We start from the raw sequence: 19,744 nt of genomic DNA on the forward strand, positions 1-19,744 counted from the left end.
GAAGGAAGGTGGTGTTCGCCATGGGCGATGAGCGGCAGACCGACAAGGAGCTGATCGGTGCGGCGTTCGACGAGTGGGCGGCGGGCGTCGGCGGCCCGTTCGCCCTGCTCGCCGAGGACGCGACCTGGACGATCACCGGCAACAGCCCGGTGTCGCGCACGTTCCGCAGCCGGCAGGAGTTCCTGGACGTGGTCATCGACCCGTTCAACGCCCGGATGTCCGAGCGGCTGGTGCCGAGCGTGCGCGGCCTGTTCGCCGACGGGGACTGGGTGATCGCCCTGTTCGACGCGCACGCCACCGCGCGCGACGGCACGCCCTACGACAACACCTACAGCTGGTACATGCGGCTGGCGGGGGAGGGCGGGAACAGGCGGATCGTCGAGGCGATCGCCTTCTTCGACACGATCGAGTTCACCGACTTCTGGAAGCGGGTCGACCCGGCCTGACCCCGCCCGCCGTCACTCCATGCCCGACGCGGCCAGCGGGTCGTAGCCGGGCGTGCGGAGGAGGGCCTGCAGCTGGCGGCGGCGCACCCCGACGTTGGACCCCTCGATCACCGGATAGGCGAGGGCCTCGTTCAGGTACCGGAGCAGCGGGAACGCGGTGTCGTAGGCCGACACGCCCACGATCTTGACCAGGTCGGTGATCACGTCGACGGCGGTCTCCGAGCCGAACACCTTGGCGTGCAGCGCCCACTCCGGACCATGCGGGTCCCCGGCCAGCGCGGCGTCGAGGGCCCGCCAGGACAGCAGCCGGACGGCCTCGATGCGGCCCTTGGCGTCCGCCAGCACGTCGGCCACGGACTGGTGCTCGACGATCGGCACCGCGCCGCCGCGCTTCTCGGTGGTGGCGAACCGCAGGGCCACCTCGAAGGCCCGGCGCATCGCCGCGACGGCGAAGGTGCCGATGGAGGCCCCGCTGCCGACGAACGCGTTGCGGCACAGCTCCACCCCCTGGCCCTCGCGGCCGAGCAGGTTCGCCCGGGGAACCCGGACGTCGTCGAGCCGGACGGTCGCGGTGAGGCAGCCGCGCAGCGCCGGCAGGTCGTGGTACTCCTCCACCTCGACGTGCCCGGCCAGGTGCTCCCGCTCGGCGACGACCAGCGAGACCCCGCCGGGCGCGCGGCAGACGATCGTCATGAGGTCGGGGCCGTCGCCGTCCCAGCCCGGCAGGTGCGACGCCCACGCCTTGCGTCCGTTGATCACGTAGCGGTCGCCGTCGGGCACGGCGGTGGTGCGGGTGCCCTCGGCGGGCGGCGGCGCGTCGAAGTTCGCGCTGCCGCCGGGCTCGGAGTAGGCCATCGCGGCCACCGGCGCACCGGAGTCGGCGAGGAACGGCGCCACGAAGCGCGCGATCTGCTCGGGGCTGCCGACCTCGTAGACCGGCGCGAGCGCGATCAGCGGCCCGGCCATCGAGATCACGAAGTCCGGGCTGTGCACCGCCCACTCCTCGATCAGGATCGCCGCGTCGACGCCGCCGCCCGCCGCGCCGCCGAAGGGCGCCGGGATCAGGCCCTTGAGGAAGCCGGCCGCGACCGCCTTCTCGAAGGCCGGGCGGGCCAGGGCGGCGCGGCGGACCGGGTCGGGCTCGGCGCGGACGGCGTCGGCCAGATCGCGCAGGTTCGCCTCGGCGAACTCCCGCGCGGCGTGCTTGAGCCCGATCTGCTCGGGGGAGAGGGAGAAGGAGACGGACACCGGGTGCCTCCGACGTCGGTGCCGGACGGCGTCCGGCGGGAGCCCCCAGGCTCCCGGCGCGCAGGGCGGCGGTCTCGTCAGTCCGTGCGCGGGACCTGTGCAGTTCGTGCAGCTTCGCGCACGTCCGTCGGCGCGCAGCCGTGGGTGCGGCGGAAGGCCCGGCTGAACGAGGCCGGGTCGACGAAGCCGACCGAGGCGCCGATCTCGGTGACGGTCCGGGTGTCGGCGGGATCGGCGAGCAGCGCGGCGGCCCGCTCGAGGCGCAGCCGCCGGACGGTCGCGGCGAACGTGTCGCCGGAGCCGGCGAAGGCGGCGTGCAGGGTCCGCGGGGAGACCGCGAACCGGCGGCAGACCGCGGCCACGGACAGGGCCGGGTCGCCCAGCCGGCCGTGGACGTACCGCAGGACCGCGACCCGCAGCAGCTCGGCGGGCGGGGCCTGCGGCTCCGATGCCGCCGCGGCCGTGACGGCCGCGGCGAGGGCGTGCTCCAGTTCGGCGCCGGCCGGGCCGGCGTCGTCGACCTCCCAGAGCGCGCCGATCATCGCGCTGACGACCCCGCCGGCGCCGCGCCCGTCCCACCGCCCGCCGAGCCGGGGCCGCAGCCGGCGGCCGTCGAGCAGCTCGTGGGGGAGCCGGTAGGAGACCATCCGCCAGGGCGCGTCGAAGTCGAACCGGTACGGCTCGGTGGTGTCGACGACGGTGAACTCGCCCGGCCCCACGACCGCGTCGGCGTCGCCCTGCCGGACCCGGCACCGGCCCGCGACCTGCAGGTTCAGGAAGTAGAAGGCCCCCACCGTGCGGGCGACCTCGGCCGGCCCGTGCAGGGTCGCCTGCGGCTGCGAGGCGATGTGGGCACGCACGACCTGCTGCAGCGGCCGCGTCTCGACGCGGGCGGCGAAGCCGGGTGCGGCGCGGTCGGCCCGGCGCGGGGTCAGGGGTACGAAGGCGCGGCAGATGACCTCGTGCCAGTACCCGAACTGTTCACGCTCGGGCCGGGCGGCGACGTCCCAGACGGCCATCCGCCGACCTCCTCGCGCCCGCGTGGGCGGCGGGGATCGCCGCCCACGCCGAATGCTCGTCCGGCGCGTCGGTGCCGGTCAACCGGCCGCGGTCAGGAGTCCTCGTGGACCGTGATCGCCCCCGCGGGGCAGACGTCCGCGGCCTCGCGGACCGCCGGGTGCTGACCGGCGTCGGGCTCGGCCTCGAGCAGCACCACGATCCCGTCGTCCTCGCGCTGGTCGAACACGTCCGGCGCGAGCATCACGCACTGCCCGGCGCCGCAGCAGCGGTCCTCGTCGACGGTCACCTTCATGCTCGGTCTCCTTCGGTGGCGGCGGGCGCGGTGGCCGGGGCGAGCCAGAGGCCGACGAGCGCGTCGACCAGGCCCGTGGCGGTCGCGTCCCAGGTGGTCCTGGGGGTGGGGGCGCCCTCGGCGAGGGCGCGTTCGCGGGCGGCGCACCCGTGCACCATCAGCAGGCGGGTCATGTCGCCGCGCTCGAGGCGGACCTCGGCGGGCAGGTCGGGCAGGCAGCGGTCGAGCCCCTCGGCCGTCGCGAGCAGTGCCGGCGAGCCGAGCGACTCCTGCGTGACGATCTCGCGGTAGGCGGGTTCGGTGGTGAGCTGGGCGTGGAAGCGGGCGAACCAGGTGGGCGTGCCGAGGCCGTCGAGGTAGTCGGTCATCGGCCGGACCAGGCAGTCGACCCAGTCCCGGACGTCCGACGATCCCTCGGTCGCCGCGAGCGCCTCGGCCCGCAGGCCCTCGATCCGTGTGGTGTGCCGCCGCACCACGGCCCGGACCAGGTCCTCCTTGGCCCCGAAGTGGTAGCCGACCACGGCGGTGTTGCCCTGCCCGGCCGCCTCGCCGATCTGCCGGTTCGACACCGCCGCCACGCCGCGCTCGGCGAAGAGCCGCTCGGCGGCGGCGAGGATCAGCGCCCGGGTGGCCTCGGCGCGGCTCGCCCGCGGCCCCGTCACCACGACATCCCCGTTCACCGTCTCACCAGCGCACCGGCAGCTCGCGGAGCCCGCCGACGGCCAGGCCCTCGACCCGCTGCAGCTCCTCGACCGGGACGGCGAGGTCGAGCCCGGGCAGCCGACGCAGCAGTACCTCGAGCGTGACCTGCAGCTCGGTGCGGGCGAGCGCCTGGCCGAGGCAGGAGTGCGGGCCGGAGCCGAAGCTCAGGTGCGGGTTGGGCGAGCGGGTCAGGTCCATCTCCTCGGCGCCGTCGAACGCCCGCGCGTCGCGGTTCGCGGCCCCCATGCTGCACATGACGGTCGTGCCGGCGGGCAGGGCCGCGCTCCCGAGCTCGACGTCCTCGGCGATGTAGCGGGGCATGCCGATGCCCGGGTTGGCGTCGAAGCGCAGCGACTCCTCGACGGCGGTGCGCACCAGCGACGGGTCGGCCAGCAGCTGCTCCCAGCGGCGGCGGTCGGCGAGCAGCATCGCGACCATCTTGCTGATCATGTTCGCGGTGGTCTCGTGCCCGGCGACGAGCAGGCCCTGGCCGGTGCCGACGAGCTGGGCGTCGGTGAGGAGGGTGCCGTCCGCGGTGGGCTCGGTGGTCAGCTCGCTGAGCAGGTCGTCGCCGGGCTGCGCGCGCTTGGCCTGCACGTGGGCCTGCATGTAGCCGAGGAACTCGGTCTGCGCCGCCACGATCTCGTCCCGGCGGTACCGGGTGAGGTTGAGCAGCGTGTCCGACCAGTACGAGAACTTGTCGCGGTCGGAGTCCGGCACGCCGAGCATCGTGCAGATGACCCAGACCGGGAGCGGGAAGCCGAGCGCGGCCTTGAGGTCCGCCGGCTGACCGTGCGCCAGCATCTCGTCGATCAGCGAGTCGGCCATCGCCCCGATCCGCGGCCGGAGCGCGGCCATCCGCTTCGCGGTGAACCAGCGCATGACCAGGCGGCGCCACTGCTGGTGCGCCGGGCCGCTCTGCGGGAGCACGCTCGCCATGTCGCTGTCGAACACGCCGCCGGAGTCGGAGATCCGCGCGCCCTGCCCACCGCCGACGCGGGGGAAGCGGGGGTCGGAGAGGACCTGCTTGACGTCGTCGTAGCGGGTGAGCAGCTGCGCGTGGTCGCCGCTGGGCAGGGTCACCGTGGCGACCGGGCAGCGGTCGCGCAGCTCGGCCCACTCCTTCGGCGGGTCGAGCGGGTCCGGCGCGGGCAGCGGGTAGTGCAGCTCGTCGGTGCCGGATTCCGAGAGGGTCACAGCGGTCCTTCCGGTGGTGGGCGGTCGGGCTGGTCCCACTCTAAATCAACCGCTTGATTTGAGTCACCCCGTGGAAGGTCACGTCCGGAACGGGAACCCCGGCGCGCATGCCGAGGTTCCCGTCGCCGGCGGTCGTCAGTCGAACAGGTCCGGGTCGGTCCGCACGACCTCGTCCCACAGCGGCTGGAAGGCGAACCAGCCGGCGTAGTGCCCGCCGGTCTGCTCGCGGGTGAAGCGCGCGTTCTCCGGGTCGACGAGCGTCGGCGTGCCGGCGGCCTCGGCGAGCAGCTGGGCCTGGCAGTTGCGCTCGGTGCTGACGAACCACCACGCCGCCTCGGCCACCGTGTGGCCGACGGTGAAGATCCCGTGGTTGCGGTGGAAGCACATGGCGTTGTCGCCGAGGCCCTCGGCGAGCAACCGGCCCGCCTCCTCGTCGACCACGACCGCGCCCGCCCCCTCGGTGACCACCGTGTGGTTCTCGTAGAGCGCGCACGCGTCCTGCGTGATCGGGTCGAGCGGCCGGCCGAGCGAGGACCAGGCCTTGCCGTACACCGAGTGCGCGTGGCACGCCGCGACGACGTCCGGCCGGGCCTTGTGGACGGCCGAGTGGATCACGAACCCGGCCCGGTTCACCGGCCTGTTGCCGTACCGGACCCGCCCGGTGTGGTCGACGAGGATCAGGTCCGAGACGCGGATGTGCCGGAAGGACATGCCGAACGGGTTCACCCAGAACATGTCCTCGTGCTCCGGGTCGCGCACGGTGATGTGCCCGGCGATGCCCTCCCCGAAGCCGAACCTGCCGAAGATCCGGAACGCGCCAGCGAGCTGCTGCTTGCGGTGGAGCCGCTCCTCCTCGACGGTCGCGAACTCGGGCGGGCGCGGCAGGGCGATGCCCTCCTGGGTGGGCTCGAAGGAGGGCATACCCCCGTTGTCGGGAGCGGAGGTGGGTGCGGACGTCGTCGGTGCAGCCATCCTCCGACGGTGCGCCTCGCCGCCCCGGCCCGTCAACGGGTGCGCGGGCTCCTGCTGCGCGGGTGCCGGCGGCCCTGGCGTTAGGGTCGCGGCCGTGAGCACTGCGGTCGTGGTCGGCAGCGGCCCCAACGGGCTCACGGCGGCGGCGCTGTTGGCGCGTGCGGGCGTCGAGGTCACCGTCCTGGAGGCGGCGGCGGAGATCGGCGGCGGCACCCGCACGGGCGAGGCGATCGTGCCCGGGCTGCTGCACGACCACTGCTCGGCGGTGCACCCGATGGCCGTCGGCTCGCCGGCGCTGCAGGACCTGCAGCTGGAGAAGTACGGCCTCGAGTGGCGCTGGCCGGAGATCGACTGCGTCCACCCGCTCGACGACGGCACGGCCGGCGTGCTGCACCGCTCCGTCGGGGAGACGGCCCGGGGACTGGGCCGGGACGGCCGGCGCTGGTCCGCGCTGTTCGGCGGGCCCGCCGCGCGCTACGACGCCCTGGCCGAGGACGTCCTGGGCCCGCTGCTGCGGATCCCGTCGCACCCGCTCGACCTCGCCCGGTTCGGCCTGCCGACGCTGCTGCCGGCAACCGTCCTGGCCCGCGCGTTCGCCACCCCGCAGGCCCGGGCGCTCTTCGCCGGCGTCGCGGCGCACGCGTTCCACCCGCTGGAGCGGCCGCTGACCTCGGCGATCGGCCTCGGCATCCTCACCGCCGGGCACCGGCACGGCTGGGCGGTCGCGGCCGGCGGCTCGCGCGCGATCTCCGACGCGCTCGCGGCGGTGCTGGTCGAGCACGGCGGGCGGATCGAGACGGGCGTCCGGGTGACCTCCGCGGCGCAGCTGGCCCCTGCCGACGTCGTGCTGTTCGACCTGGCTCCGGGCGCGGTCGCCGGAATCCTCGGCGACCGGCTGCCCCGCCGGGTGGCCCGGGCCTACCGACGCTTCCGGCACGGGCCGGGGGCGTTCAAGGTCGACTTCGCGGTCGAGGGCGGGGTGCCCTGGCGGAACCCGGCCGCCGCCCGCGCCGGCACCGTGCACCTGGGCGGCCCGCTGGAGGAGGTCGCGGCCGGGGAGCACGAGATCGTCGCGGGCCGGCTGCCGGAGCGGCCGTTCGTGCTGGTCGGGCAGCAGTACCTCGCCGACCCGCGCCGCTCGGTCGGGGACGTGCACCCGGTCTGGGCCTACGCGCACGTCCCGCACGGGTACGCGGGCGACGCCACCGAGGCGATCACCGCGCAGCTCGAGCGGTTCGCGCCCGGCTTCCGCGACCGCGTCGTCGGGACCGCGGTGCGGACCACCACGGAGCTGGCCCGGTACAACCCGAACTTCGTGGGCGGCGACATCGTCACCGGATCGACGCGGGCGGTGCGCCTGCTGGTCGGGCCCCGCGTCACGCTCACCCCGTACGACACCGGCGTCCCCGGCGTGTACCTCTGCTCCGCCGCCACCCCGCCCGGCGCCGGCGCGCACGGGATGTGCGGGGCGCACGCGGCCGCACGGGCCCTGCGGCACCTGCGTCGCTGACGTCCGCCGATCGCCGCCGGCGCGCCCGCCGATCCGGGCACCACGACGCCGACCGGACGAGCGGGACGGATCAGCGCGGCTCGGCCACCGCCGACCGCAGCCGGCCCGCGACCGCGCTCGGCCGGCGTTTCACCGCACTACGGTCGGCCCGATGAACCGAGCGCTGGCCTCCCGGCTGCTGGTGGGGGTGCTGGCCCTCGAGATCGTGATCCCGGCCGCCTCGCTGGCGACCACCTCGACCCCGCGGCACTACGCCTGGAGCATGTTCGTCGAGTCCTCGACCGACTACCGCTACGTCGGCGCGACCATGGACGGCACGCACGTCGACCTCGACCCGGGCGAGGTCGGGCGGCCGTGGTCCGGCATCCACTACGGGCCGCAGACGCCGGAGCGGCTGTGCGCGCGGCACCCCGAGCTGACCTCGGTGACCCGGTTCTACGACACCGACCTCGAGAGCGTGCAGCCGTGCGGATGATCCCCGAGACCGTGCCGGGCCGGCCGCTCGCCGCGTACCGGATCGTGCTGGGGCTGGTCGCCGTGGTGCGCGCGCTGGCCCTCACCGCCAACCCGTACCTCGGCAACCGCCCGCACCCGCTCTACTCCTTCCTGCCGGCGTTGCCCACGCCGGTGTGGACGGTCGTCGGGCTGGTGATGCTGGCCGCCGCGGTGCTCGTCGTGCTGGGTGTGCGGGCCCGCCCGGCCGCCGCCACCGTCGGCGTGTGCGTCCTGCTGCTGATGTGGGGCGCGGGCTACTACGGCAACGGCGCCTACCTGCTGGCCACGATGTCGCTCCTGATCTCCTGCACGCGCTGCGACACCGACCTCGCGCTGCGCCCGCGCCGGTACGCCGACGGCGTGTGGGCGCCGCCGGTCCACCTCATGCGCGCCCAGATCACGATCGTCTACGTCTACGCCGCCCTCGGGAAGCTCAGCCTCGACTTCCTCTCCGGCAACGGACTGGCGTCGTGGGGAATCGACTCGGCCCTCGCGCCGCGGTTGCTGCTGGTCCTGCCCGTGCTGGTGGCGATGGCCGTCGGCGCGGTGGCCACGGAGCTGTTCGTCTCGGTGGCGCTGTGGTTCCGGCGGACGCGGCCCGTCGCGATCGCGCTCGGGCTCCTGCTGCACCTGTGCATGATCGGCTGGATCAGCGACAGCCTGATCGCGGTCGTGGAGCTGACGTGCTTCGCGGCCACCACGACCGGCGGCTACCTGCTCTTCGTCGACCGGCTGCCGCGGTTCGTGGAGCGCCGGATCCCGGAGGGCTCTCCGGCGTCCGGTTAACGCCGACCCCCGGTTCCGACGAGGACCGGCCGTGGAGGCGCGGCGGGTCGAGAGCCTGCGGTGGTACGGCGTGCTGCTCGTGCGCGTCGCCGCCCTGGTGATGACGGGCGTGGTGCTGCAGACGGCCGGGTCCGCCGCCTGGGACGACCACGTGCTCGGCATGCGCGGCGAGCCCGACCGGGGAACCGTCGTCGCCGTCCGGCACACGTCCCCGGGCCGGGCCGACCGCGTGGAGGTCGACACGGCCCGGTTCGGCGGCACGGCCTGGGTCACCACGCCGCGCAAGGACCTCGACGTCGGCGACACGGTCGACGTCGTCGTCGATCCCCGCGACCCGGCGCGGGCCGAGCTCGCCGGGGACGGCTGGCCCTGGCGGCAGATCGTGATCCCGCTGACCGGGCTGCTGCTGGTGGCCGTGTTCGTGGGGAAGTACGGGCGGTGGCGCGAGCCGGAGCCGCCCGCCGACGCCGACGAACTGGTCCGCGGGGGAGCGACCTGACTCAGGCGCCCTCGAGGTACCGCTTGGCCAGGCCGCCGAGCGTCTCCTCGAACTCCGCCACCGTGCGCCGGACGATCTCCGCGACGGGCTCGACCGCGCCGATCCGGCCGGCCACCTGACCCAGCTGGGCGAGGCTGGCGTTGAGGTCGCCGTCCCGGTAGAGCCCGTGGATGTTGCCGAGCAGGGCCATCGGGTCGCCCTCGGTCGCGATCTCGAACGGCGCGGTGGCCTCGGTGCGCAGCACCCGGACCTGCTTGCCGTTGTGCTTGTTGATCAGCATGGTGTCGGTCTCGGCGGCCGCCACCACGGCGTCCTTCATGGTGCGGTGCACCGGGGACTCCTCGGTGGCAACCATCCGCGTGCCCATCTGGACGCCCTCGGCGCCGAGGGCGAACGCGGCGGCCATGGACCGGCCGTCGGCGATCCCGCCCGCGGCCACGATCGGCACGCCGACCTGCGCCGCGACCAGGGGCAGCAGCACCATCGACGACACCTCGCGCGGCGCCTTGAACCCTGCGCCCTCGCTGCCCTCGACCACCAGTCCGTCGACGCCGGCCTCGATCGCCTTCTGCGCGCCGCGCAGGGACGGGACGACGTGGAAGACGGTCAGGCCCGCCTCCTTCAGCCGCGGCGTGTGGGCGGTGGGGGAGCCCGCAGACGTCGTCACGAAGCGGACGCCCTCCTCGACGATCATGTCGACGATCGCCGGGTCCTTGACGAAGGCGAGCGGCAGGTTCACGCCGAACGGCTTGTCGGTGAGGTCGCGGGTGCGGCGGATGTCCTCGCGCACCTCGTCGACCCCGAGCGAGCCGGGGACCAGGCCCATCGCGCCGGCCTCGGACACCGCGGCGACGAGCCGGGGTTTGGCGATGTAGCCCATCGGGGCCTGCAGGATCGGGACGTCGACGCCCAGCAGTTGGGTCACGCGGTTGGCGAAGGTCACCACCGCAGGCTAAACGAACGTTCACTCAGTGGCCAGGGTCCACGGGAAACGTCCCCGGTGCGAGGATCGGGCCATGGCAGCCACGCCGATCCAGGACGTCCCGATCGCGACCGAGCCGATCCGGCTCGGACAGTTCCTCAAGCTCTCCGGCCTCGCCGAGGACGGCGTGCACGCCCGGGAGCTGGTCGAGGCGGGCGAGGTCATGGTCGACGGCCGCGCGGAGACCCGGCGCGGCGCCCAGCTGCGCCGCGGGCAGGTCGTGGCCGTGCACGGCCGGCGGGCGCGGCCCGTCGGATAGCGGGGCTACCAGCCCAGGGCCTGGTGCAGCCGCTCCTCCATGACCGGCGCGAGCGAGGTCATGTACGTGGCCGAGACGTGGTTGAAGTCCATGTAGACGAGCACGTTGCCGATCTCGGCCGGGCAGAGCGCGGCGTCGCACAGGTGGTCGGAGAAGTCCAGGAAGGTCACGTTCGGCGGGACGTCCGGGACCAGCTGGTACGGCGGGATCGGGCCGTAGACGTCCGCGCGGGGCACGCCGCACTCGGCGGCACCGCGGCCGCGCTGCTGCAGGCAGTCCGGCGGGCTGAACGACGTGTCGAAGCGCGGGTTGTCCCGCGCGGCGATCACCGGGATTCCGAGCTCGTTCATCCGCTGCCAGGCGGCGACGAAGCCGGGCGGGGTGACCTCGGTGAGCCCGGCCCGGACGTCCCGGCTGGCCAGTGTGAACACGGCGTCGGGATGCAGGTCGGCGATCTCGTCGACCACCGCGGCGTTCCAGTTCAGGCAGTCCAGGTCGGCCGGGTCCACCTCGGACGCGGTGGAGAAGGGGCAGGCCCCCTTCAGCATGTCGATCAGCTCCCAGTTGTTCCGCTGCGCGACCGGGGCCAGCGCGGCGGTGTACTGCTGGGAGTGCGAGTCCCCGACCACGACGATCCGCTTGGCCGGCGGGACCGCGGGATCCGGCCGGGGCGACGTGCAGGCCTCGGCGGTCGGGTAGCGGATCATCGGAGCGCAGGCCCAGCCCGTGAACTGGTAGAAGTCGTCCGGCGCCGTGACCATCGGGGGGATCAGCTCGACGGCCGGGTCGACGTCGTCGATCGAGCCGGAGTGGATGGCCATCGCCCCGGGGTGGTCGGTGTCGCCCACCGCGGCGGTGTCGTTCGCCCGCTGGGCGGCCTCGAACTGCCAGACGCCGCCGGCGAGCAGGACGACCGCGAGCCCGGCGGCCGCGCCCCGCCAGCGCGTCCGGTCGGTGAGCGGCGCCCGCCGGATCGGCTCCTCGATCAGGTGGTGCGTGAGCACCGCGAGCACGATCGACAGCCCGACGATGGCCAGCCCGCCGCGCAGCCCGACGGTCTCCTGGTCGCGGACGACCAGGAAGAAGATCAGCACCGGCCAGTGCCAGAGGTAGAGCGAGTAGCTCAGGTCACCGAGGTAGCCGACGGGCCGGGAGGCGAGGATCCGGTCGGCCCCGATCCGGCTGCCGGTCATGCCGGCGATCAGCACCAGGCACGCCGCGCCGGTGGGCCACAGCGCCGCGATGCCGGGGAACACGGCGTCGACCCGCAGCAGCGCGCCGCAGGCGACGAGCCCGACGACGCCGACCCACCCGAGCACGACCCGCCAGCGGCGGGGCAGGGCGATCGCGTCGATCGTCAGCGCCAGCAGGCCGCCGAGCGCGAACTCCCACACGCGGGTGAGCGAGTGGAAGTAGGCGAGCGGCTGGTTGGTGATCGTGAGCGCGACCGAGAAGGTCAGCGAGGCGGCGAACAGGCCGCTCAGGGTGAGCAGCAGGTGCCCGCGCAGCCGCTCCCCGGCCTGGCCGGCGACCAGGGCCACCACCGCGATCAGCAGCGGCCACACGACGTAGAACTGCACCTGGATCGACAGCGACCAGAAGTGCTGGACCACGCTCTGGGTGTTGTGCTGGGCCGCGTAGTCCACGGAGTCGGCCGCGAGCTGCCAGTTCTCCAGGAACACTGCCGACGCGAACAGCTCGTGCAGCGTCTGCTGCCAGCGGGCCTCGGGGAGCAGCAGCGCTCCCGCGACCGCGCTCACGACCAGCACGGTGAACGCGGCCGGCAGCAGGCGCGCGGCCTGGCGCGCCCACGTCGGCCGGAAGCGGAGCCGGCCGCGGGCGGCGGCCCGGAAGAGCTGTCCGGTGATGAGGAAGCCGGAGATCACGAAGAAGACGTCGACGCCGCCGGAGACCCGGCCGAACCAGACGTGGTAGGCGACGACGAGGAGCACCGCGAGCGCGCGCAGTCCCTGCAGTTCGGGGCGGAAGCGCCGGGCACGCTCCGTGGCCGCGGCGGCCGGGGCGGGCGTGAGGTGCGGAACGGGATCGGAGGCGGGATCGACGGGGTCGGGCCGCATCGCTGTCATCCGGTCCCTCCGCTGTCGCCTCCTCCGGCCCAGCTCGTACGCCCGTCCGGTCCCGGGGGCGCTCCGGGCGGGCCCCGCGGCGGGGGCGGGGCGAGGGGAGGCAGGGCCGGCTCGTCACCCCTCGTGACGATCCGGTTCGCTCTGACTGTAAGCCGGAAGATCGGGCCCCGCGCGACGGGACCCGGTTCCGGCGGCATCGGTGGTGATCGCGGTCGGTGGGCTCAGTAGCCCACGTACCCGCCCGAGCCGTTGCTGCGGCCGCCGGCCTCGAGGGTGTCGAGGCCGTAGTTGGCGATCATGTAGCGCACGCCCGCGGTGATGTTGGCGACCGGGTCGGTGATCGCGCGGCCGGACAGGCTGGGGTGCACGTAGGCCCGGAAGGTCGAGGGGATGACCTGCATCAGGCCCTGCGAGGGGCGGCCGGCGCGGGCGTTGGAGTCCCACAGGTTGATCGCCCGCGGGTTGCCGCCGGACTCCGCCATGATGATCTTCTTGACGCTCGGCGCGAGGTCCTGCGGCAGGTCGCAGATCTCGAGGGCCTGGGCGATCCAGCCGTCGACGCCGCCGCGGGAGATCAGCGCGTCGAGCTCGGCCCGGGCCGCGGCCTCGGCGGCCTCCTTGGCCTGCTGCTCCGCGATCTGGTCGGCGATCCGGCCGGCCTTGTCCAGCGAGGCCAGCTCCACGTCCGTGATCGCCTCGGGGTCCGCCTCGGCGGGGCCGGGGTCGTCGATGCCGGCGACCGAGTAGGCGACCGGGCTCAGGTGCGCGCCGGTGAGCGGGACGTCCGCCGGGTCGACCTGAAGGGCCTCGGAGTTCGCGGCCAGCTGCGTGGCGGCCGTGGAGGTCTCCGCGGCGTCGGCGATCGCCGGGACCCCGGTGGAGGTGACGGCCGCGAACGTGCCCGTCGAGAGGACGCCGAACGCGGCGCCGACAGCAGCCGTCGTGGACGCGACGGTGCGTCGGGGGGCGACGCGACCGGGGGCGGTCGCGTGCCTGGCGGCGTGCCTCGTGGGGACCCGGTGGGGAGCCGGGTCTCCGGTGACACGCCGGCCGCCTGGGGAGCGGTGGCCAGCCAAGGTGTTGAGCCTTTCGCGTTCTCTTCACGTCCACGGACGGTCTCGGGCGGACCCGGGTCGGGGGTCCCGGGGAGCCGGTCGGGGACTCCGGCTCCACCGTCCGCTCGTGATCGGACCGTGATGACTGCCGGGGACACTACGGATGGTGAACCCCCGGACACAAGCCCCGGGACTGCCTGTCGCCGCTGCTCCGCGGCCGTTCGTCGCGCCGTCCACCGGCAGGGTGTTCCGCGTCTCCTGCGGTGAACGGTCACCGGGCGCGACCGGACGCTACCGACGCGTAGGGTGGACGTGAATCGAGCTTCAGCTCTCGGGAGGCGCCGTGCACGCGAAGGACCTGCTGACCATCGGGGAGGTCGTCGCCCGCAGCGGCTTCCCGCACTCGGCGCTCCGGTTCTACGAGCGCGAGGGGCTCGTGAGCGCCACCCGGACGTCGGGCGGTCAGCGGCGCTACGAGCGGGGAGTGCTCCGCCGGCTCGCGTTCATCCGGGCCGCCCGCTCGATCGGCATCGGGCTCGACGACGTCCGTGCCGCGCTCCACGAGCTCCCCGCCGACCACACGCCGACCAAGACCGACTGGACCCGACTGTCCAAGACCTGGCGGGGCCGGCTCGACGAGCAGATCGACGCCCTGGTCGCGCTGCGGGACGGGCTCGACTCCTGTATCGGCTGTGGCTGCCTCTCCCTCGCCCGCTGCCGGCTGATGAACCCGGAGGACCGCGCGGCCTCCGCGGGCGACGGCGCCCGCATGCTCCCCGCCGCCCTCCGCCGCGGCCCCACCATCTGACGCCGCGCGAGTCGACACCTCCCACCCCGCGAATCGGCACCTCCCACCCCGCGAGTCGGGAGTTCCAGCACCGCGAGTCGGGAGTTTCAGCACCGCGAGTCGGGAGTTCCAGCACCGCGAGTCGGCAGTTCCAGGCGACCGAGTGTGCGTTCCCGGGAGACGACGGAGATGTGTGGTTCGGTGACGTGAAAGTGCCGACTCGCGGGACCGGGGTGCCGCGAGTCGGGCTCCGGCCCCGCGCGAGTCGCGCCGTGCCTCAGCCCGGCAGCCGCTCGGCGCGGAGGGCGGAGCGGCGCACCTTGCCCGTGTCCTCGCGGAGCGGGTGGTCGACCCGCTCGACCGTCGCGGGCACCTTCTGCCGGGCCAGCCGCCCCGCGACGTGTGCGCGCAGCTCCTCGTCGGTGACGGTCGAGCCGTGGTCGAGCTGGACGATCGCGTGCACCCGCGAGCCCAGGTCGTCGTCGGGCAGCCCGATCACGCACGACGACAGCACGGCCGGGTGCGCGTCGAGGGCCGCCTCCACCTCGGCCGGGTACACGTTGGACCCGCCGACGAGGATCATGTCGCTGCGCCGGTCGGCGAGGTAGAGATAGCCCTCGGCGTCCATCCGGCCCATGTCGCCGAGCGACTCCCAGCCGTCGCGGCCCCGCGCGACCGCGCCGAGGTACCGGTACGGCGACTCGGGCACCTTCATCCACACCTCGCCGACCTCGCCGACGGGCAGCGGCCTCCCATCCTCGTCGCCGATCCGCATCTCGCCGGACACCACCTGTCCCACCGAGCCCGGGTGGGCCAGCCACTCCACGCCGTCGATCATGCAGCTGGCCTGCGACTCGGTGCCCGCGTACAGCTCGAGCACGGTCTCCGGTCCGAACCACTCGAGGCACCCGCGCTTGACGTGCTCCGGGCACGGTGCCCCGACGTGCAGCAGGGTCCGCACCGACGACACGTCGGCGGCGGCCCGCACCTCCTCCGGCAGCCGCAGCAGCCGGCCCATCAGGGTCGGGACGGCGTAGAGCCAGGTCACGCGGTGCCGGTCGACGGCCTCGAGCACGGTGGCGCCGTCGAAGTGGTCGAGCACCAGCACCGTGCCCCCGCGCAGCAGGCTGATCAGAGAGAACATGAACGGTGCGTTGTGGTAGAGCGGCGCGGTCACGGCGAAGACCTCGCCCTCGCCCTCGAGGCGCAGCCGCTCGGCCGCCTGCGTGACGACCCCGTACCGGCCCTCGTTCCCGGCCAGGATGATCTTCGGTCGCCCGGTGCTCCCGCCCGAGGTCGGCGCCTTCCAGGTCGGCGGCACCGCGGGCGGCAGCGGGCCGGGGTCGAGGGTCGGGTCGGGCACCCAGTCCGCGGGCAGCGAGGGGCGCCCGTCCGGCGTCGGCAGCCCGACGACGACGGGCGGGTCGGCGATCTCGATCAACGCCGCGAGCTCGGCGGGCGGCAGTTTCGCCGAGACCGGCTGCGGGACGGCGCCGAGCTTCCACGCCCCGACGACGGCGGCGTAGAAGGAGGCGTTGTTCGGCAGCCCGATCGTGACCAGCGATCCCTCGCGCACCCCGAGCGCGGCGAGCTCCCGGGCGGCCCGGCTCGAGCCGGCGGCGAGCTCGGCGCGGGTGGTGGTGCCGGCGGGATGGAGGAGGGCGACGGCGTCGGGGTCCTGCTCCGCGAGCAGGTCGATCGTGCAGCCGAGTGGGGTCTCGTCGGGGATCACCACCCGATCCTGCGCCCTCGCGGTGATAATGCACATGCCTCCGCCGTGCCGAGGTGGTGCTGGCCTCCCCGACGTGCCGCCCCGGCCGGCGAAGACTTCCCGGTGTGCGACTCCTGCCCGCCGCCCTCTCCGCCGCCGTGCTCGGTGCCGTTCTCGCGATCAGCGCGTGCGGCGCGGCCTCCGCCGATCCCCGCGTCGACGCGCCGGCTCCGGCGGCCCCGGCGGTCCCGGCTGCTCAGGCGGCCCCGGCCGCCCCGGCGGCCGCCCAGGAGGTCCTGCCGCAGCGGCAGGCGGCCGCGCCGCCGCGCCCCGTGTCGTCGGGCGGCGCGTCGCGGGCCCCGGTCTCCGACCCCGGGATGGACGCCGCCGCCGACGGCCTGCGCCCCTTCCTGCTCACGCCCGCGGAGATCGGTCCGGAGTTCACGGCGGGGGACGAGCCGCGGCCGGACCCGGCGACCCCCGCGCTGTGCGGCGGGCCCGGCGTCGTCGCGCAGTTCCCGTTCGCCGTGCGGGTCGGCGCCGCCGCGGAGAGCACGAGCGGCCTGGTCCAGGAGACCGTGAGCGTCTACGGCGACGAGGCGGGCGCCACCGAGGCCTACCGCGCGTCGGTCGCGAGCATGTCCTGCTCGGAGGGCCACGTGGACGGGCGCCCGGCCGTCATCGCGCCCGCCGAGGACCTGCGCGCCGACCTGGGCCACGACGAGGCGACCGGCTGGCGGATCGGCGGCGAGGGCTTCGACGTCGTGATGATCTCGGTCCGCGAGGGCGAGGTCGTCATGAACTTCACCGTGCTCGCCCCCGAGGACGGGCTGCCCGCGCTCCCGGACCCGCTCACGGTGGCGCAGGCGGGTGCGCAGAAGCTCCTGGGGTGAGACGCCGGTCACCCGCGATACGGAGGAACCGCCGTTACCGTGGGGTGGTGACCGACGCCGCCGCCGTGCCGACCACCTCCGCCGACCGCTGGCTGCGCTTCGAGGGCCTCAGCAACATCCGGGACGTCGGCGGCCTGCCACTCGTCGACGGCGGGTACACCCGCACCGGTGTGCTGCTGCGCAGCGAGTCGCTCGACCACGTGACGCCGGGCGACGTCCGGCAGCTCGTCGACGGCCTCGGCCTGCGGCTGATCCTCGACCTGCGGACCGACCGCGAGATCGCCGAGCACGGCGAGACCGAGCTCGCCCGCGCCGGCGTGGAGACCGTGCAGTTCACGTTCATCCCGGAGTCCGGGCGGGAGCTGCCCGAGGTGGGCGACGACGTCCACCCGATGGTCGCGAACTACCTCGGCTACCTGCGCGATCGCGGCCCGAACGTCGTCGGCGCCGTCCGGCGGCTCGCGGCCGCGGACGGGGCCGCGCTGGTGCACTGCGCCGCGGGCAAGGACCGCACCGGGACCCTCGTGGCGATGGTGCTCGACGCCGTCGGGGTCGAGCGGGAGGCCGTCGTCGAGGACTACGCGCTGTCCGCCACCAAGATCGAGGCGATGTTCCGGCGCTGGACCTCCCTGTCCGGCGCGGAGATGCCCGGGCCGGAGGAGATCGACCGGCACAGCCCGCGCGCGGTCGCGATGGAACAGGTGCTGGCCACGCTCGACGAGCGCGACGGCGGTGCAGCGGGCTGGCTGCAGGCCAACGGCCTCACAGGCGACGAGCTCTCCGCCCTGCGCGACCGCCTGGTCTAGGGCAGTTCCTCGATCGGCACCGCGCCGTCGAGCTTGCGGAGGGCGCCGGGGTCGCCCGTGACGGCGGGCCAGCCCCGGTGCCGGGCGGTGGTGACGACCTGCCCGGCCACGATGTCGTCCTGCCCCGTGGCGGCGAGCAGCAGCCCGGACTCCTGGGCCATCGCCGGGCTGAGGTCGTGGATCACGGTGTTGGGCAGGCCGAGCAGGACCTGCAGGGCGGCGTGGTGCTCGGGCTCGAGCTGCGACCACGCGCGGCCGAGCGCCGCGGACGGCACCGCGAGCACGAGGTTCTCCTCCACGGCGGCCCACACCAGGGCGCGCATGTAGACGGGCCGGCCGGTCGCGAACGCCCGGAGCGCGCTGGCGTCCAGCACTCTTCCGCCGATCATGTGCGCGCCCTTCAGCCGACGGCCACGGGAGGCACGAGCCGCAGCGACCTGCGCGCCGCGTCGAGCTCGTCCGCCGGTGGGGGACCTCCGTACAGGTCGGCCAGAGTAGCGAGCGACCGATCGCGTGACTGCCGTGCCTGCACGGCCTCCGCCACATAGGCGGACAGGCTCGCCGCACTCCCGTTGCGGACCGCCTCCCGGGCCTCCGCGACCAGCTCGGCCGGCAGGGTGACGGTCACCCGCTCGCTGCGCATACCGTCAGGCTACTGGGCGCATACCGGGCCGTCGACCGGAAGGCGGTGCGCGTCCGGATGAGGGCCACCTCGGCCGATGCAGGTTACCGACGGGTATGTCAGGCTGGGCGGCGGCGCGGCGGTCGACGAGGACCGGCTCGCCGTACCCGGTTCCGCACGCAGGAGGGTCTCGACGATGGACCTCACCTTCACCGCCGCCGAGGAGGAGTTCCGCAGCGAGCTGCGCTCCTGGCTCTCGGCGAACATCCCGGACGAGTGGCGCCGCCCGGGCTTCTGGGAGTCGCTCCCGGACGAGGAGAGCTTCCGGCTCCGCCGCGACTGGGAGCGCGACAAGGCGCTCGCCGGCTTCGCGGGCATCCAGTGGCCGACGGAGTTCGGCGGCCGCGGCGGCACACCCGGCATGAAGGCGATCTACGACGTCGAGATGGTGTTGGCCGACGCCCCGCGCACGGTCAACCCGCTCGGCCTCACCTTCCTCGCGCCCACCGTGATGGCGATCGGCACGGACGCGCAGAAGAAGGAGATCATCGGCCCGATGCTGCGCAACGAGGTGATCTGGTGCCAGGGCTTCTCCGAGCCCGGCGCCGGGTCGGACCTCGCGGCGCTGTCCACCCGCGGCGTCCGCGACGGTGACGACTTCGTCGTCAACGGGCAGAAGGTGTGGACCACCAACGCCGTGCACGGCGACAAGATCTTCACGCTGGTCCGCACCGAGCCGGGCAGCCAGAAGCACCGCGGCATCTCGATGCTGCTCATCGACATGCACCAGCCCGGCGTCGACGCCCGGCCGCTCAAGCAGATGTCCGGCGCCAGCGAGTTCGGCGAGGTCTTCTTCGACGACGCCCGGGTTCCGGCCACGGACGTCCTCGGCGAGATCGGCGAGGGCTGGCGCACCGCGATGCTGCTGCTGTCCTTCGAGCGCGGCGCCTCGGGCATCTCGCAGTACACCGAGTTCCGCCGGCAGTACGACGAGATCGCCGCCGTCGCGAAGAAGCTCGGCCGCGACACCGACCCGGTGATCCGCAACAAGCTCGCCGGCGTCCTCACCGAGCTGGAGTGCCTGCGGCTGCACTCGATGCACGTCCTCACGCAGACCGAGCGGGGCCGCGACCTGGGCTTCGAGGCGTCGATGACCAAGCTGCAGTGGTCGGAGGCCTTCCAGGACCTCTGGGAGGTCTACGACGACGTCCTCGGCGAGGACGACACCCTCGAGGCGCTCGGCGACCTCGACCTGCGCCCGCTCAACGCGCAGGCGATGTGGTCCCGGTCGGTCACGATCTGGGGCGGCTCGTCGCAGGTCCAGCGCAACGTCACCGCCGAGCGCGTGCTCGGCCTGCCCCGGTAGGAGCCCGGC

Annotated in this window: 22 protein-coding genes; 10 read left to right on the forward strand and 12 right to left on the reverse strand. The window is 74.3% G+C overall.

Annotated elements, in window-relative coordinates; translation table 11 throughout:
• Positions 1 to 20: 20 nt before the first annotated feature.
• On the forward strand, positions 21 to 446 hold the full coding sequence (locus ACQP04_RS06820) for a nuclear transport factor 2 family protein (protein ID WP_433506202.1): 426 nt from the start codon (positions 21 to 23) through the stop codon (positions 444 to 446).
• Between the two features lie 12 nt (positions 447 to 458).
• Here the strand turns inward: ACQP04_RS06820 and ACQP04_RS06825 are convergent, their stop codons facing one another.
• From ACQP04_RS06825 to ACQP04_RS06850, 6 genes are all read right to left on the reverse strand, one after another.
• Positions 459 to 1,694 (reverse strand): acyl-CoA dehydrogenase family protein, encoded by a 1,236-nt coding sequence (locus ACQP04_RS06825; protein WP_433506203.1) that lies wholly within the window; start codon positions 1,692 to 1,694, stop codon positions 459 to 461.
• A 77-nt stretch (positions 1,695 to 1,771) separates the two neighbouring features.
• The gene (locus ACQP04_RS06830) at positions 1,772 to 2,713 is read right to left on the reverse strand and encodes a helix-turn-helix domain-containing protein (RefSeq protein WP_433506204.1); all 942 of its coding nucleotides are present in this window, start codon (positions 2,711 to 2,713) and stop codon (positions 1,772 to 1,774) included.
• A 92-nt stretch (positions 2,714 to 2,805) separates the two neighbouring features.
• Complete coding sequence (locus tag ACQP04_RS06835; protein ID WP_433506205.1) at positions 2,806 to 3,006, reverse strand: ferredoxin; 201 nt, start codon at positions 3,004 to 3,006, stop codon at positions 2,806 to 2,808.
• Positions 3,003 to 3,668, reverse strand: a complete 666-nt coding sequence (locus ACQP04_RS06840; RefSeq protein WP_433506206.1) for a TetR/AcrR family transcriptional regulator — start codon at positions 3,666 to 3,668, stop codon at positions 3,003 to 3,005. The genes ACQP04_RS06835 and ACQP04_RS06840 overlap by 4 nt, the downstream gene beginning before the upstream one ends.
• A 22-nt stretch (positions 3,669 to 3,690) precedes the next feature.
• Entirely contained in the window at positions 3,691 to 4,905 is a 1,215-nt protein-coding gene (locus tag ACQP04_RS06845) for a cytochrome P450 (protein ID WP_433506207.1), read from the reverse strand.
• Between the two features lie 135 nt (positions 4,906 to 5,040).
• Complete coding sequence (locus ACQP04_RS06850) at positions 5,041 to 5,877, reverse strand: class II aldolase/adducin family protein (RefSeq protein WP_433506208.1); 837 nt, start codon at positions 5,875 to 5,877, stop codon at positions 5,041 to 5,043.
• 94 nt (positions 5,878 to 5,971) lie between these two features.
• Here ACQP04_RS06850 and ACQP04_RS06855 point away from each other — a divergent pair, with 94 nt between their 5' ends.
• The 4 genes from ACQP04_RS06855 to ACQP04_RS06870 all read left to right on the forward strand — a co-directional run bounded on the left by ACQP04_RS06855 (position 5,972) and on the right by ACQP04_RS06870 (position 9,167).
• Positions 5,972 to 7,387: a phytoene desaturase family protein gene (locus tag ACQP04_RS06855; protein WP_433506209.1), complete on the forward strand. Its 1,416-nt coding sequence runs from the start codon at positions 5,972 to 5,974 to the stop codon at positions 7,385 to 7,387.
• Positions 7,388 to 7,538: 151 nt separating this feature from the next.
• Positions 7,539 to 7,862 (forward strand): hypothetical protein, encoded by a 324-nt coding sequence (locus ACQP04_RS06860; protein ID WP_433506210.1) that lies wholly within the window; start codon positions 7,539 to 7,541, stop codon positions 7,860 to 7,862.
• Positions 7,859 to 8,668, forward strand: a complete 810-nt coding sequence (locus ACQP04_RS06865; protein ID WP_433508324.1) for an HTTM domain-containing protein — start codon at positions 7,859 to 7,861, stop codon at positions 8,666 to 8,668. Before ACQP04_RS06860 ends, ACQP04_RS06865 begins: the two co-directional genes overlap by 4 nt.
• A 31-nt stretch (positions 8,669 to 8,699) precedes the next feature.
• Positions 8,700 to 9,167, forward strand: a complete 468-nt coding sequence (locus ACQP04_RS06870) for a DUF3592 domain-containing protein (protein ID WP_433506211.1) — start codon at positions 8,700 to 8,702, stop codon at positions 9,165 to 9,167.
• Position 9,168: 1 nt separating this feature from the next.
• Here ACQP04_RS06870 and ACQP04_RS06875 read toward each other — a convergent pair whose 3' ends face one another.
• The gene (locus ACQP04_RS06875; protein WP_433506212.1) at positions 9,169 to 10,110 is read right to left on the reverse strand and encodes an NAD(P)H-dependent flavin oxidoreductase; all 942 of its coding nucleotides are present in this window, start codon (positions 10,108 to 10,110) and stop codon (positions 9,169 to 9,171) included.
• 73 nt (positions 10,111 to 10,183) lie between these two features.
• Here ACQP04_RS06875 and ACQP04_RS06880 point away from each other — a divergent pair, with 73 nt between their 5' ends.
• Positions 10,184 to 10,408, forward strand: a complete 225-nt coding sequence (locus ACQP04_RS06880; RefSeq protein WP_037042737.1) for an RNA-binding S4 domain-containing protein — start codon at positions 10,184 to 10,186, stop codon at positions 10,406 to 10,408.
• A 5-nt stretch (positions 10,409 to 10,413) separates the two neighbouring features.
• On the opposite strand, the gene ACQP04_RS06885 is transcribed toward ACQP04_RS06880, so the two are convergent.
• Both ACQP04_RS06885 and ACQP04_RS06890 read right to left on the reverse strand, forming a co-directional pair.
• Positions 10,414 to 12,495, reverse strand: a complete 2,082-nt coding sequence (locus ACQP04_RS06885) for an acyltransferase family protein (protein WP_433506213.1) — start codon at positions 12,493 to 12,495, stop codon at positions 10,414 to 10,416.
• A gap of 221 nt (positions 12,496 to 12,716) precedes the next feature.
• Complete coding sequence (locus tag ACQP04_RS06890; protein ID WP_433506214.1) at positions 12,717 to 13,571, reverse strand: transglycosylase SLT domain-containing protein; 855 nt, start codon at positions 13,569 to 13,571, stop codon at positions 12,717 to 12,719.
• 322 nt (positions 13,572 to 13,893) lie between these two features.
• Between ACQP04_RS06890 and soxR the strand changes: the two genes are divergently transcribed.
• Positions 13,894 to 14,358, forward strand: a complete 465-nt coding sequence (gene soxR, locus ACQP04_RS06895) for a redox-sensitive transcriptional activator SoxR (RefSeq protein ID WP_433506215.1) — start codon at positions 13,894 to 13,896, stop codon at positions 14,356 to 14,358.
• A gap of 256 nt (positions 14,359 to 14,614) precedes the next feature.
• On the opposite strand, the gene ACQP04_RS06900 is transcribed toward soxR, so the two are convergent.
• On the reverse strand, positions 14,615 to 16,069 hold the full coding sequence (locus ACQP04_RS06900) for an AMP-binding protein (RefSeq protein WP_433506216.1): 1,455 nt from the start codon (positions 16,067 to 16,069) through the stop codon (positions 14,615 to 14,617).
• Positions 16,070 to 16,173: 104 nt separating this feature from the next.
• Between ACQP04_RS06900 and ACQP04_RS06905 the strand changes: the two genes are divergently transcribed.
• Together ACQP04_RS06905 and ACQP04_RS06910 are read left to right on the forward strand one after the other, a co-directional pair.
• Positions 16,174 to 16,941, forward strand: a complete 768-nt coding sequence (locus ACQP04_RS06905; protein ID WP_433506217.1) for a hypothetical protein — start codon at positions 16,174 to 16,176, stop codon at positions 16,939 to 16,941.
• Between the two features lie 47 nt (positions 16,942 to 16,988).
• A complete protein-coding gene (locus tag ACQP04_RS06910; RefSeq protein WP_433506218.1) occupies positions 16,989 to 17,747 on the forward strand; it encodes a tyrosine-protein phosphatase in 759 nt (252 codons plus the stop codon).
• Here the strand turns inward: ACQP04_RS06910 and ACQP04_RS06915 are convergent.
• Positions 17,744 to 18,136 (reverse strand): hypothetical protein, encoded by a 393-nt coding sequence (locus ACQP04_RS06915; protein ID WP_037042731.1) that lies wholly within the window; start codon positions 18,134 to 18,136, stop codon positions 17,744 to 17,746. The two genes, ACQP04_RS06910 and ACQP04_RS06915, sit on opposite strands and share 4 nt — an antisense overlap.
• An 11-nt stretch (positions 18,137 to 18,147) precedes the next feature.
• Positions 18,148 to 18,390 carry a hypothetical protein gene (locus ACQP04_RS06920; RefSeq protein WP_037042729.1) on the reverse strand — a complete coding sequence of 81 codons (243 nt, stop codon included), beginning with the start codon at positions 18,388 to 18,390 and terminating at the stop codon, positions 18,148 to 18,150.
• Between the two features lie 76 nt (positions 18,391 to 18,466).
• Here ACQP04_RS06920 and ACQP04_RS06925 point away from each other — a divergent pair, with 76 nt between their 5' ends.
• A complete protein-coding gene (locus ACQP04_RS06925; protein WP_433506219.1) occupies positions 18,467 to 19,735 on the forward strand; it encodes an acyl-CoA dehydrogenase family protein in 1,269 nt (422 codons plus the stop codon).
• The last annotated feature ends 9 nt before the right edge of the window (positions 19,736 to 19,744 follow it).

It is taken from the genome of Pseudonocardia halophobica, from assembly GCF_050948485.1.
GTDB classification, from domain to species: Bacteria; Actinomycetota; Actinomycetes; order Mycobacteriales; family Pseudonocardiaceae; genus Pseudonocardia; species Pseudonocardia halophobica.